Genomic DNA, 12,715 nt, shown 5'->3' with positions numbered 1-12,715 from the left:
CTTTTCAAAGGTAACTCATTTAAACAGAGATGAGTGAAAAAGGAATGGTTGGAATGTTCGACAGCCTTAGTGCTTTTGTTCCCGGTGGCAATATGACTTTTGAAGGGGCCGAAAAGGGGCCTTTGAAAGGCTTTGGTTTTGCAGTTAAAGATATTTATGACATGGAAGGCTATGTGACGGGCTATGGCAATCCTGACTGGCAAAGCCGTCGGCGTCCGTCGAAAAAACATGCTGTCGTTGTGCAAAAATTGCTGGATGCTGGTGCCATGGTGATCGGCAAGACGATTACAGATGAATTTGCCAGTAGTCTTGATGGACAGAACTATCATTATGGTACGCCCGCTAACCCCGAAGCACCGGGGCGCATTCCGGGTGGCTCATCAAGCGGTTCAGCCTCTGCTGTGGCGGGTGGATTGGTTGACTTTGCTTTGGGCTCAGATACCGGGGGATCTATTCGTATACCGGGCAGTTATTGCGGTTTGTTTGGTCTGCGCCCGACCCATGACCGAATAACCAAAGAAGGCGTTCTTCCCCTCGCAGACAGCTTTGATACGGTTGGGTGGTTTGCTCGTGATGCCTGGTTGCTTAATCTGGTCGGTGAAGTGTTGATGGAAGCCAAGGCCGATCAAGGGGCAATGCCTGAAAAGCTTTTGGTGGCTGTTGATGCTTTTGACATGCTGGATGAAAAGTCACGATCAGCTCTCAAACCACATCTGGAACGGCTGGAGCAGCGTCTGGGAAAAGCAGAATATATTTCCTTAAATCCGGATAATTTCCACGCACTCGGTTTTGATGATAAGGCCTCAAAGGGGTTACAGGGTCTCGCAACTCTTTTCCAGATTGCTCAAGGGCGCGAAGTGATTGATACCCACGGTGCATGGTTTGATCGGGTGAAACCGAAAATGGGGCCGGAAATTCAACAACGGATGGATTGGCGGAAAACCATTACGGATGAACAGGTTGACGATGCCCTTGAGAAAAGGTCGCTGTTCAAGGCGCGCATGAAAGCTCTTATCCCAACAAAGACCGTTGTATGTTTGCCCTCAGCCCCGGGAATTGCCCCACGGATTAATGAAGATCTGGATGTGTTAAATGCTCACAGATCGAAAATTTTATCATTAACGTCCGCTGCGGGCCTGGCTGGCAATCCACAAATTACCATGCCTCTGGCGGCTGTCGATGGCTGCCCGCTTGGCCTTTCGTTGATGGGTGCGCACGGGGCAGATTTGGAGCTTCTGGCATTTGCTGAAAGTTTTTGTTCTGTTGAGGATGAACAGCAAAGTCTTTCTCCGTTTTGAGTTCCCAAGGGCTTAATCTACGGATCTGAGATTTACTGAATGAAAGTGGACTGCAATGTGGTTTCACAAAGCGATGGTCATGCAACGAGTTTGTGTGTTAAGCATAAATCCACAAATCTAACTATTGATTCGGCGTTCTGAAAAGCACCGTCAGCGGATAACTTTCAACATTGCATTCAGCTATATAGTTGCATAGATGCTCCTACGATTTGATTGAAATAATTTCTGAGAATTTAGAAATTTCGAGCATCTTTTGAACTTGTCCCGTTGGCCTACAGAGTTCCAGCTTTTTCCCATTATCTTCACTAGCATCATTGATTAGCAAAAGCATACCAAGGCCAGCAGAATCAATTGATTCCAATCCACTCAAATCAATAGAAAAACCAGAGCAGCCACTTTCCTTTATTTCTTTGATAATTTGTTGGATCTTTGAGTTGTCGGGGAACCCGAAGTCACCGTGAAAAGAAATGGATAGAGTATTGCTATTTTGTGTTGTTGAGTAATCCAATGTTTTAAATCCTATCATCCTATAATGTAATATCGAGTGTTATTGCTAAGCCTGATACAAGATTTGATGTAAAACTTTCCAGACAGATTTTAAGAAACTCGCTCTAAGAAGTTTTCAATTTCTGCTTTAAAAATTTTCATCGTTTCGTCCAGTGATTTAGCTTCCCATACCATTTGAACAGATTGTTTTGAACCACGTGCGGCTGACAACGTAAGGGTTCCTACACTATCAAGCACGAGGTTTGCGTCTGTGCTGACAGTGCTTGCCGTCCGCGCAATTTCCTGAGTGACTGAATTTTGCTCATCAATGGCACTGGCAATTACTGATGTCGTCGAGTTGATGTTATTTATAACTGATCCAATGCGTTCAATTGCAGTAACTGACTCGCCTGTAGCTCCTTGAATATTACTAATCATTGAAGATATCTGCTCTGTGGCCTTTGCCGTCTGAGTGGCCAGATTTTTAACTTCAGACGCGACAACAGCAAATCCTTTCCCGGCGTCCCCTGCACGCGCGGCCTCAATTGTTGCATTCAATGCCAAAAGATTTGTTTGTTCCGCAATAGCAGAAATCATCTCGGAAACTTCACTGATCTTCTGGCTTTCCCGTTCTAGTCCACGAACCATATTTGTTGCCTGATCAACTTCTATAACCGCGCTTTCAACAATAGTTGACGATTGTGCTATTTGTTCGGATATTTGAGAGACAGAGGCTGATAGTTCTTCAGCGGCGGCGGCAGTCGAATCAACGTTTGATGATGTACGCTCCGCTGCTAATGCGACTTCAAACGATCTATTTCCCGTTTTTGTTGTTTCGTTACCTGATGCGGATGCGGCATTATCTATACGCATTGCCACGTCCACAACCAGGTTAACCAACTCCTCAACCTGACTTCGGAAATCTTGAATGAACCCGGACACTTCTTCTGCACGCTCTAGCTTAGAAGCTTCCGCATCAGTTTGCTCTTTCATTAAGCGCTTTGATTCGATCATATTATCTTTAAATATTTGCAGTGTAGAGGCGATATCACCAATTTCATTGGTTTGCTCAGTACCTGTTATTTGGAACTGTAAATTGCCACTGCTCAATTCCAGCATAGCATTTTTAATCCCAACGACAGGTTTAACTATCTGTATTTGGAAAATCCAACCCGTTAATCCTGCCATAATTAAGACAAAACCCAGCATAATCAAAACGATAATTCCATAGAGGCTACTAGACGCTTCAGCATCATTAATTCTGTTATTTGTACGCTGTTCAAGAAGTATATAAAAATCGTCAATTGGTTTGACGATATCGGATTTGAAACGGTGATAATCTTCTGAATGCGTCAGCTTGGCTGCAAGTTGAAGGTTGGGAACTCCAGATACGGTGTACTCTCCGGAAGTATCCTTGAATTTTCCTTTGACAGCATTCATGGCTTCAACTTCAAGTTGAACAAGCCCGTCGGAATTTTCTCCAGCTTTTTTCAGCAGCTCAAATTCCTCCTCAGTAAAACCAGCTTCATGCATTAATGTATTCAAGGGTTTTTGAATGCTGGAGTCAGGCCGAGGCTTCTGCTGATTTAAAGTGTATAGATCCCAATAAATACGATAATAATCTTCTGGTCGGTTGATTTTACCGTTTCGGATATCAAGTATTCTGAAATACTGTTCTTCATACTTTGCTTCCCCTGTGACAGAGTAGGTTCGTGCAAGACGAGTCAAGTCGTCGGAACTCTGCCGCATTTCATCAGCAAGAAGGTAAGAAAGATATTTAGATTCATAACTAGAACTAATTTCTTCTTGTGCTTTTTGGTACAAAAGATAGGCCATCAGCAAAGCCAACACAGCAATCACGTTGCCAAAAAGCAACAGTATCGACGTTTTCCGAATATTAAATGACATCTTTTTTCCTTTATTATTCCACGACAGACACGAATTTGATGTAAAGCAACACCGTTATAATGTTTTGATGCCCTATTTTGATTTACTGCTTCATATTCGTATGGTTGATAATAGTACTTTTTATAATCTTAATAGATGTATAATGAATATTTACTTATCAAATTTTATAACTATAGGATCATGAGTTAGAGGCAAAAATTACTCAGCAGATTCCTAGCTTCATATTAACAAATCGGACGTTGTTGAAAAAATGGGTTTAATCCAACACTAGTACAACATCCGAAAAGGGAATGGATATTCTCAAAAAGCCCAATACACATCTATGTGATATTTGCCACTATAAGAAAGACTTATTACGATGCGATGACTTTGTGCAGATCTACTATATTGGGGTGAGAATTTCGGGTGTGCAATTGATGCCCAATGTAGCTGTTACGGTGAAGCAAGGTTCCTCGTGTGGGAAGAGAGCCAACTCGCCAACCTTGCAGTAAGTAGGTTTGATCCATTCTGAACTCCACCTAGATTTACTTGCGGTTGGTTTTAAGGTCGGCCCTGCTACTATGGGAAAGAATATTACAACCCAAGGCCTAGATTTGTTTGGGCTTCCTGTAAGAATGATTTTGCTTTTAGGTATCAGAGCCGTGATCTGGATAACAGGGCTTCGAAAACCCTGCAAGCAGCTCAATGGCTATCAGCAGGCTTTGACCAAGGCTTTAGGGATGTGATGAAAACAATAATCTTGTGCCAAGGCTGGTGTAATGGCGATGGTCCTAGAAGGAGGTATCATTCAAGTCGGGGGCAGAATTATTATTGAACTATCCCCACTGTCGTATAGGCCATTGGAAAAAGTTTGAGGCTTTCCCTGCGTATTTAGTCGTCGTACTGAATAAGGGAGGTGACAGGCAGGCCACCGAGTTTTTCCCGGCCTTTGAGGAAGTTCAATTCGATAATACAGGCAATTCTTCGCACATCGGCACCAGCCTGTTGCATTAAGGCGACTGCGGCTTCCATTGTACCGCCAGTAGCCAGTAGATCATCAAGCATGACCACACGCTGGCCGGGTTTGATGGCATCTTCCTGAATTTCGATGGTATCAGTGCCGTATTCCAGATCATAGGTAAAGGGTATGGTTTTCCCCGGTAGCTTGCCTTTTTTACGGATCATCATAAAGCCCATGCCCAACCGCATCGCCAGAGGAGCTGCGAGAAGGAACCCACGAGATTCAATACCTGCGAGAACATCTGGCTTTTCCTTTTCAATCACAACAGCCAGTCGCTCTATGGTTTCGTGCCAAGCTTCTGCATGCGCCAGAAGGGTAGAGATGTCATAGAAAAGAATACCGGGTTTGGGATAATCAGGAACTTCCCGGATGTGATCTTTCAAGTTGATGCTCATGGTCTCTATGATCCCTTGTTTATCTGGTCTTGTTTTGGGGTTGGCTGGAAGGCTGTTGTCTTTGCCTTATAAATGACACTGACGTTTATGCAGAACTTGCGCTGGACTTGCAATGATTCTGCAACATGAACTTTTACGTAATGTCATAGAGAAACAGCCAATTTGGCAGAGCAAACCGTTAGTGTCGACGTTATGTCGTTTGCCAACGATGAGACGATCACGAAGTGGTGAGGCCTGTTGTAATGCTCTGAGGCTTATGGTGCTATCAAGTAAGCAGTTGTTGAAAACAAATATTTTGTGAGAACAACATTTGCTTCCTACCTGAAGGGGTCAAATTTTTTCAGGTTCTTTTATCAGTTTTCCTAATTTTCAGCTTTGAGGGCAGGAGTAGTCAAATGATCAGACGTCGTTACGGATTAATCGGATTTATTTTGAAATCATTACCTCTTTTAACGATGGTTTTGTTTGGAAGTGTTGTGTCCTTGGCGCAAGCGGATCAGGGATATCCCTATGAAGGGATGGTGGTTATAAAAACAGAAAAATCTTTCAAAGCCCTTGCCGATGATCTGAAGACCTCGATCAAAACGAATAAGATGGGACTTGTGACCCGTGCGAGTGCTTCCGGTGGTGCAGCCAAAGCAGGGATTACCATTCCGGGGAATTTGGTTGTCGGTGTTTATCGTAACGATTTTGCCCGCCGCATGCTGGCTGCATCCGTCCCAGCAGGAATTGAAGCGCCGATCCGATTTTATCTGACAGAAAGTAGCGATGGCACGTCTGTTTTGACCTACCGTAAACCAACAGCTGTTTTTGCGCCTTATAACTCTGATGACCTTGATGTTATGGCAAAAGAACTTGATGGTATTTTTGAAGCTATTGCTAAGGGCGCAGCACAGTAACCTCAATTTTACAATACAGCACTTTGGATTGAATTTTAGGTTTATGTGGTATCAAATTGATACAATTTTCCTTGAGAGGAAGTGCTATAGCATAAGGTCTGTTATTTGGTACGCGTGATAATTTCCATGTCTTTGGTGCTGACGTGATCTTCTGTTATGGCTTTACCCTTTTGGCATGATCGTTTAGAGAAAGTATCTTTGATAAGCTTTTATACCGAGCTGGCTTCAGGTTAACTGGGCAAGTTCCAGAAGGTCATAAATGAAACGTCGGGTTAAAGATACCTCAACTGAAACTGATGACGATGAGTTCGCTCAAGATCGTTTGTTTTGCGATTTTGCGGGGGGGGCAGTCGGGCATCGTTTGAAATTTGGCGGCGGCAGAGGGCAGGCATTGCCCAAAGCCGCCGGGTTTACAAAAGGGCGGACGCCGACAGTCATCGATGCAACCGCGGGCTTTGGCCGGGATGCTTTTCTTCTAGCATCTTTGGGGGCACAAGTTACGTTAATCGAACGCTCAGCCGAGGTACACGCAATGTTGGAAGAGGGACTGGATCGGGCGCGTGTTGCTGATGAGCAGATTGCTGAAATAATCTCTAGAATGACGCTTCTTTTTGGGGATGCGAAAGAACTTCTTTCCGGCCTGTCGGCTGATGTGATTGTGGTGGATCCGATGCACCCGCCGCGAAAAACCAAAGCATTGGTAAAAAAAGAGATGCGCGTTCTGCGAAGTTATGTCGGCGCAGACCCTGATGCTGAAGGTTTGATGAAAGTTGCCTTGGAAATGGCGAAGAAACGCGTTGTTCTGAAGTGGCCAGCTAAGGGCGACCCTTTGCCCAATATCAGAAAACCATCCCATCAATTGATGGGGAAGTCGACCCGTTACGACGTTTTTATGACGGAATAATTGTTACAAATCTCTCCTGAGTATTTTGAAGTAATTTCCTAAAATTATTTTTATCTGTTATTGTTCGATAATGATGGGATGGCTGTTCTTCTTATTATTTTGTTGCCGAAATGTATTTAGCTTTTTGCAGAGGTGCATTAACTGATGTCGGCTTCATGGCTTTTAAAGCGCATATTTCTCTTTCTGTTTTTTGCTGGGGCACAGATCTTTGTCGGGGGATTCATTGGAGCAGGAGGAATTCATCCAGTCCACGCTCAAAATTCAATAAAAACCCAAAAGAAAAAACTGGTGGTTGCCTCGATTGACTGGTGTCCTCAGCTTTGTCCAAAAGTAAAGCAGGAAGGCTATATTATGGACACTGTGAAGGAGATCTTTGCAGATAGCCCTTACGAGTTGGATGTGGTGACCTACCCTTGGTCGCGATCAATTCATATGGCGCGCACAGGTGAAGTACATGCTTTGTTATCCCCTGCACGTGCCGAAGCGCCAGACCTTCTATATCCAAAAGAAGAAGTAGGTGCTCAGAAAATGTGTTTCTTTGCCGCACGAGGATCTACATGGACTTATCAGGGCGAAGCATCCTTAAAAGGACAGAGGATCGGTATTGCACACGATACATCTATCGAAGGTTTAAATGATTATATTGCAGAAAATAGAGAGGGATTTCATTTTCTGACTTATGGCCCCCGTTACCTACCGCTAAGCTTTCGTATGATTGATAAGGGGCGTTTGAACAGCTTCCTTTTTACTTATAATTCAACAATTTATGCGCTTAAAATCGAAGGTTATGCAGATAAAATTACATCAGCAGGCTGTGTGTCGAAGGCAAATGTCTATATGGCTTTTACGCCTGATTTGACTAAAAGAGCCTTTGTCCTGGAGGCAATGGAATATTTTGATCAGAGAATGAAGAGCTTGGTGCAAACTGGTCGTGTGCCAGAGATAATGAAAGCCTATGGATTACCGGATTGGAACGGGGCACTTCCGTCTGTTTTTTAGAAGTTATTATTTATGTGGTTAAAAATATTTTTAACGCGCGAAAGGTCAATATATCTCGTTATTTAGTTATCTTATTGATATTTATTTATTTATTGTGGATTTTGTGTTTTCAACTTGATGAAATATAATTAAAAAATCCGACATGTTTTATTTTTTTATTAAGCATGAATTAACTGGCTATACCCATAATGTTCTCAGGAAATGTCACCAATCCATGCCGGATTTGTGTCCAACGGGTTTGAAAGAAGCTGGAGAACCATGAGTCTTACGCAACAAGATGTAGCAAAATTATTGGCAAATTCTTCACCAGAGGTGAGGGCAGAGACCACAATCAAAGTTGCTTCGCATTTTGAAGCTAAAGAGTTTACCGACGAAGAAAAAGCGGTAGCGGAAGATATTTTCCGTGCTTTAGTCAAGGATGCTGAGATTGTTGTCAGGGAAGCCTTGGCAAATTCATTAAAAGTTGCTGATGATCTTCCGAAAGATGTTGCTTTGGCAATGGCTGCAGATGTTGAATCTGTTTCTCTGCCTGTGTTGAAGTTTTCTGATGTCTTTACGGATGAAGATCTCATAAACCTTCTAAAGTCGGAAAGTGCTGCGAAACAGGAAGCAATTGCGCTGCGTTCTAATGTATCTGAAGCTGTATCCGATGCTGTCATTGATACTGGTAATGAAAATGCCGTCGCGAAATTGGTGGCAAACGAAGGAGCTATTATTACGGAGCAGGGCTATGGCCGTGTGATGACCGAATATAAAGAAAGTGAGATCGTTACTGGCTCTCTTTCCAGGCGTCCTTCTTTACCGGCATCTGTATCTGAACGTTTAATGAATTCGCTGTCAGATCGCTTGCGGCATTATATCGTTAGTAAACATGAACTTGATTATGATCAGGCTTCTAATCTTATTCTACAAGTCCGTGAGCGAGCGACTGTTTCTCTATTAAAAGAGGGGAATAGTCAGGATGAATTGGTGAAGCTTGTAAAACAACTACACAAAGGCGGAAAATTAACGCCCTCACTGGTTTTAAGAGCTTTGTGTTCGGGTGATATGATGTTCTTTGAGACAGCCATGGCTGAACTGGCTGGTATTAAGTTGAATAACGCCCAAGCACTTATCCATGATGAAGGACAACTTGGCTTGAAATCTCTTTATAACAAAGCGGGAATGCTGATGGCTTATTTCCCATTTGTAAAAGAGGCGATCAAGGTGTACCGGGAAATGGATTACAGCGGCGAGGGGAATGATCGTGAAGTTTTTGCCAGCCGATTGCTGGAGCGGGTTTTGACTGTATTCGAAGTTCCTGATGAGGAACTTAGTCCCAATGAAATTGAATATTTGATCAATAAACTTCAAGGCTATTCTGCCTGATTCATTTCGCGATTGATTTTGATTGATGGTAAAGCGGTCTGTTTTCAGGCCGCTTTATTTTTACACTCTTTTCGATAAGTCGTGAGTTATTTGTGGTTTTAAAACCGTCGAACCCCTTGTAAAACCGTCGGGGAAAGAATAGATCGAAAGAACTTATAAAAACGCGCCCCAAGAAGAGAAAATGCCCGGACCTGATTTAACGATTACCCTTGCTATAATGTTTTCGGGCCTAGTGGTGATTTTGCTCGCGGGGTGGTGGGCCAAGCGGCCAAGAGTTCCGGGGACAATACGTTGGGTGTCACCAACGGCGGTTCAGTTCCTGGCTTTAATCATTATTGTTCTGATGGTGCCGCATCTTGTCGGGCTGCTCGGGGGGCAGGATTTTGTCGCTCATATGTCTGCAAATAGATCGATCGGGCGTTGATACGTTCTGGTGCCGTTGATTGAGCCACCCGTGTTCTGGGTCAAAATCGGACGCTTAATTTTTTGGACTTTGGATAAAGAACAGGCCCCGATGGGGGGATTTACCGGGGCCTGCTCATCAAACAAAAGTTAGGGGATGGAGATCAAGCGACCCTAACCTTGCTTAAAAAGGCTTCCACTTCTTTACCTAACTGGTCTGCATTGTCAGTCATTTGAGTAATCATACCCTCAACAGCTTGCGCCGCAGCATTTGCATTTTCGGCGGTGCTACGTACGCGGTCTACAGTATCTGTAACCTGACCTGTACTGTATGATGCTTCTTGCACGTTCTGTGCAATATCCTGTGTTGCTTGATTCTGGCGCTCCACAGCTTCGGATATAGTACCAGAAATCTCGTCGATTTGGGTAATAATATCTTGAATGCCTTTAATCGCCCCGACAGCAGTACCTGTGGCGGACTGCATGGATGTGATTTGTTCGGAAATTTCCTCGGTTGCTTTTGCTGTTTGTGTGGCAAGGGATTTAACTTCGGACGCCACAACAGCAAAGCCTTTACCTGCTTCACCTGCACGGGCAGCCTCAATCGTTGCGTTAAGGGCTAGCAAGTTGGTCTGTTCAGCAATGTCGGAAATCAAGCCAACGACGTCACCAATTTTACGGGCCGCTTCTGAAAGGCCTTCGACCTCTTCGTTTGTTTTCTTGATCTGGGTAACAGCCTCGGTCGCAACAGAAGAAGACTCGCGTACTCGCGTGTCAATTTCTTCGATAGAGTTGGTTAGCAACTGCGATGCGTTCGTGACAGCGTTCACACTTTTTGATGCCACATGACAGACTTCAACAATGGCGCTCGCTTCGCTGCTGGTTTCGCCGGCAATGGCGGCCATTTCCTGTGCCCCAGCGCAAGATTGAACCGCACCATTTGCCACTTGTTGTGTCAAGGCACCAACAGATTGTTCAAAGTTACTGGCAAGTTCGGAAAGCATCGCCTGTTTTTCTTCATTGGCCAGACGTTGTTGCTCTTCTTGCTCTCCTTGCATTCGTTGGCGCTCAATTGCGTTGGCATGGAAGACTTCCATGGCTGCGGCCATGTCTTTTATTTCATCATTGAACTTTGGCTGAGGAACTTCCGCATCGGTTTTGCCGTGGGCGAGATCCATCATTGCCTGTGTCATTCTGCTCAAGGGCGAAGTAATACTCCGGGTGACGGCGATGGAAATGATGATTGTGATGATCAATACGGTAAGCATAATACCGATGAGAAGTTGGGTACGCTCTAGCAACGCTGCATCAAAATCATCCATATAAACGCCGGTACCAATAATCCAGCCCCAGTTTTTGTATTTTTGGACGTAAGAAAGCTTTTCAACAGGGTTTTCTGATCCAGGTTTGGGCCATAGATAGTCAACATAGCCGCCGCCAGTAGCAGAGGAGTTTACGACTTTGACAAAAGCTGGGAAGATCAGCTTACCATTTTTATCTTCCAGTTTGCTGAGGTCTTTACCTTCCAATGCTGGTTTTATCGGGTGCATGATCATGACAGAGTTACTGTCGTTAACCCAAAGATAATCACCACCTTCGCCATAACGAATACCATTAATAGCGGTAAGTGCTGCTTTCTGTGCCTCTTCTTCGGACATCTCACCGTCTTGGGCACGTTTATAATACCCGTCAGACAAACTGATTGCGGATTCAATAATGTGCTTCAACTCGGTTTGCTTTTGTTTGAACAGGTCACTTCTTAAGCTGCTAAGTGAAACACCGCCAACGATGAGTAGGCCCAATGACGCAAAGATAATCAACGCGATCAATCTGTGCCCAATACGGAATCCTGCATTCTTACTTATTTTCATTTGTCTTCCCGGTTCATATGACGTCAGGAATACAAGAGTATGATGAAAAGATTAAAAATATCTTTTCCAATAGATTTGATATTTTTTACTAAGCTGTATCAGTAGTTTAGATAGTTTGATTGAAGATTCGACTAACCCATAAAAATCAGCCCCGTCCCGATAACAACGATAATCGCGCCGATCCACGCCCCTATGGCCGGACGTTCTTTGGTTCTAAACCACATCATTGGAAGCATGATAACAGGTGTTGTTGCAGATAGGGTTGCGACAATACCGACGTCGCCTTTTGCGAGGGCATAGAGAATCAGTGTCATACCCACGAACATACCGAGAAAGCCTGAGATGACGATATGGGCGATGATCTGGCTATCAAGCTTTGTCTTTAACTTGAAGGCTTGAACCGGCGCAGAGCACAAAATAACGAGACCAAGGGCTGTGATTCCCACACGCATTGCGGAAACGGCAAAGGGATCTGCGCCTGATGCCATTACCGGTTTAGCAATAAGGGAGCCTACAGATTGCCCTAAAGCGGCAATCAACCCAATGCCAACGCCCACAATCAACGGTCCTTTTATGGCTTCCCATTTATGGAGTTGATCACGGCGTTTGCCATAAACAATGGCTAGAATAACCCCCGAAATCACCAGAATAGTTCCTAGCAGTGCTGTTGGCGGTAGAGCTTCATCCAGAAATATCCACCCCAGAAGCGTACTCATGGGAGCATTTGTGGAAAAGAGGATGGCTGTGCGACGGGGGCCCAACCTATTCATTGTTGCAAAAAGAGCCGTGTCTCCAAGCAGGATACCAATAAAGCCTGAAAGCATTATTTCAGCAATTTGATCTTTCTGAATTGTTTCCCAACCGCCAAAAATCGTGACGTAGCTGCCAAGCATGGCAAAGACGATGATCATACGAACACGGTTAAATCCTATGGTTCCAAGGCGCTCTACCGGCATGACCGAAACGATGCTGCCAACGGCCCAGCAGGTTGCAGCAGAAAGCGCCGCAATTTCAACGAGAAACATAGGAAGATCCTGTTACTGAGAAAGTTTTATTATTTTGCTTTTGATTGTAGTCTTCTTGCGACTTTAGTCGGATTGTTAAATCTGGCAAGCCGATAAAAACTATATTTAAAGATTAGTTTTCCTAATCTGGATCATAACTGCTCTATCCGTATAGAGAATT

General features: G+C 44.2%; 13 protein-coding genes. 7 read left to right on the top strand and 6 right to left on the bottom strand.

Annotation, left to right across the window (positions count from 1 at the left end):
* Nucleotides 1-53: 53 nt before the first annotated feature.
* A complete protein-coding gene (locus tag WH96_RS19305) occupies nucleotides 54-1,298 on the top strand; it encodes an amidase (protein ID WP_047765868.1) in 1,245 nt (414 codons plus the stop codon).
* Between the two features lie 202 nt (nucleotides 1,299-1,500).
* Here the strand turns inward: WH96_RS19305 and WH96_RS19300 are convergent, their stop codons facing one another.
* The 3 genes from WH96_RS19300 to WH96_RS22025 all read right to left on the bottom strand — a co-directional run bounded on the left by WH96_RS19300 (nucleotide 1,501) and on the right by WH96_RS22025 (nucleotide 4,198).
* Nucleotides 1,501-1,806 (bottom strand): STAS domain-containing protein, encoded by a 306-nt coding sequence (locus tag WH96_RS19300; protein ID WP_162200178.1) that lies wholly within the window; start codon nucleotides 1,804-1,806, stop codon nucleotides 1,501-1,503.
* Nucleotides 1,807-1,895: 89 nt separating this feature from the next.
* The gene (locus WH96_RS19295) at nucleotides 1,896-3,692 is read right to left on the bottom strand and encodes a methyl-accepting chemotaxis protein (protein WP_053006151.1); all 1,797 of its coding nucleotides are present in this window, start codon (nucleotides 3,690-3,692) and stop codon (nucleotides 1,896-1,898) included.
* 353 nt (nucleotides 3,693-4,045) lie between these two features.
* Nucleotides 4,046-4,198 (bottom strand): hypothetical protein, encoded by a 153-nt coding sequence (locus WH96_RS22025; RefSeq protein WP_156176866.1) that lies wholly within the window; start codon nucleotides 4,196-4,198, stop codon nucleotides 4,046-4,048.
* A gap of 54 nt (nucleotides 4,199-4,252) precedes the next feature.
* On the opposite strand from WH96_RS22025, the gene WH96_RS22780 reads away from it, so the two are divergent.
* On the top strand, nucleotides 4,253-4,417 hold the full coding sequence (locus WH96_RS22780; protein WP_407060106.1) for a hypothetical protein: 165 nt from the start codon (nucleotides 4,253-4,255) through the stop codon (nucleotides 4,415-4,417).
* 145 nt (nucleotides 4,418-4,562) lie between these two features.
* On the opposite strand, the gene WH96_RS19285 is transcribed toward WH96_RS22780, so the two are convergent.
* A complete protein-coding gene (locus WH96_RS19285; RefSeq protein WP_047765908.1) occupies nucleotides 4,563-5,081 on the bottom strand; it encodes an adenine phosphoribosyltransferase in 519 nt (172 codons plus the stop codon).
* 401 nt (nucleotides 5,082-5,482) lie between these two features.
* On the opposite strand from WH96_RS19285, the gene WH96_RS19280 reads away from it, so the two are divergent.
* The 5 genes from WH96_RS19280 to WH96_RS19260 all read left to right on the top strand — a co-directional run bounded on the left by WH96_RS19280 (nucleotide 5,483) and on the right by WH96_RS19260 (nucleotide 9,681).
* The gene (locus WH96_RS19280; RefSeq protein WP_053006149.1) at nucleotides 5,483-5,986 is read left to right on the top strand and encodes a DUF302 domain-containing protein; all 504 of its coding nucleotides are present in this window, start codon (nucleotides 5,483-5,485) and stop codon (nucleotides 5,984-5,986) included.
* Nucleotides 5,987-6,245: 259 nt separating this feature from the next.
* Entirely contained in the window at nucleotides 6,246-6,890 is a 645-nt protein-coding gene (locus WH96_RS19275) for a class I SAM-dependent methyltransferase (RefSeq protein WP_047765866.1), read from the top strand.
* A 144-nt stretch (nucleotides 6,891-7,034) separates the two neighbouring features.
* Nucleotides 7,035-7,889 carry a substrate-binding periplasmic protein gene (locus WH96_RS19270; protein WP_047765865.1) on the top strand — a complete coding sequence of 285 codons (855 nt, stop codon included), beginning with the start codon at nucleotides 7,035-7,037 and terminating at the stop codon, nucleotides 7,887-7,889.
* A gap of 258 nt (nucleotides 7,890-8,147) precedes the next feature.
* The gene (locus WH96_RS19265) at nucleotides 8,148-9,257 is read left to right on the top strand and encodes a DUF2336 domain-containing protein (RefSeq protein WP_047765906.1); all 1,110 of its coding nucleotides are present in this window, start codon (nucleotides 8,148-8,150) and stop codon (nucleotides 9,255-9,257) included.
* A 181-nt stretch (nucleotides 9,258-9,438) separates the two neighbouring features.
* A complete protein-coding gene (locus tag WH96_RS19260; RefSeq protein ID WP_047765864.1) occupies nucleotides 9,439-9,681 on the top strand; it encodes a hypothetical protein in 243 nt (80 codons plus the stop codon).
* A gap of 142 nt (nucleotides 9,682-9,823) precedes the next feature.
* Here WH96_RS19260 and WH96_RS19255 read toward each other — a convergent pair whose 3' ends face one another.
* Nucleotides 9,824-11,530: a methyl-accepting chemotaxis protein gene (locus tag WH96_RS19255; protein ID WP_047765863.1), complete on the bottom strand. Its 1,707-nt coding sequence runs from the start codon at nucleotides 11,528-11,530 to the stop codon at nucleotides 9,824-9,826.
* A 131-nt stretch (nucleotides 11,531-11,661) separates the two neighbouring features.
* Nucleotides 11,662-12,555, bottom strand: a complete 894-nt coding sequence (locus tag WH96_RS19250; RefSeq protein WP_047765862.1) for a DMT family transporter — start codon at nucleotides 12,553-12,555, stop codon at nucleotides 11,662-11,664.
* Nucleotides 12,556-12,715: the final 160 nt, after the last annotated feature.

Origin of the sequence: Kiloniella spongiae, from assembly GCF_001026905.1 — a bacterium.
GTDB lineage: Bacteria > Pseudomonadota > Alphaproteobacteria > Kiloniellales > Kiloniellaceae > Kiloniella > Kiloniella spongiae.
This window is presented reverse-complemented; position numbering and strand designations above follow the sequence as displayed.

What these genes read in the sequence shown, in the direction of transcription:
- WH96_RS19305 (WP_047765868.1), top strand. Translation starts at nt 54, where the DNA reads ATGTTCGACAGCCTTAGTGCTTTTGTTCCCGGTGGCAATATGACTTTT.
- WH96_RS19265 (WP_047765906.1), top strand. Translation starts at nt 8,148, where the DNA reads ATGAGTCTTACGCAACAAGATGTAGCAAAATTATTGGCAAATTCTTCA.
- WH96_RS19255 (WP_047765863.1), bottom strand. Translation starts at nt 11,530, where the DNA reads ATGAAAATAAGTAAGAATGCAGGATTCCGTATTGGGCACAGATTGATC.
- WH96_RS19270 (WP_047765865.1), top strand. Translation starts at nt 7,035, where the DNA reads ATGTCGGCTTCATGGCTTTTAAAGCGCATATTTCTCTTTCTGTTTTTT.
- WH96_RS19250 (WP_047765862.1), bottom strand. Translation starts at nt 12,555, where the DNA reads ATGTTTCTCGTTGAAATTGCGGCGCTTTCTGCTGCAACCTGCTGGGCC.
- WH96_RS19260 (WP_047765864.1), top strand. Translation starts at nt 9,439, where the DNA reads ATGCCCGGACCTGATTTAACGATTACCCTTGCTATAATGTTTTCGGGC.
- WH96_RS19295 (WP_053006151.1), bottom strand. Translation starts at nt 3,692, where the DNA reads ATGTCATTTAATATTCGGAAAACGTCGATACTGTTGCTTTTTGGCAAC.
- WH96_RS22780 (WP_407060106.1), top strand. Translation starts at nt 4,253, where the DNA reads ATGGGAAAGAATATTACAACCCAAGGCCTAGATTTGTTTGGGCTTCCT.
- WH96_RS19275 (WP_047765866.1), top strand. Translation starts at nt 6,246, where the DNA reads ATGAAACGTCGGGTTAAAGATACCTCAACTGAAACTGATGACGATGAG.
- WH96_RS19280 (WP_053006149.1), top strand. Translation starts at nt 5,483, where the DNA reads ATGATCAGACGTCGTTACGGATTAATCGGATTTATTTTGAAATCATTA.
- WH96_RS22025 (WP_156176866.1), bottom strand. Translation starts at nt 4,198, where the DNA reads ATGGATCAAACCTACTTACTGCAAGGTTGGCGAGTTGGCTCTCTTCCC.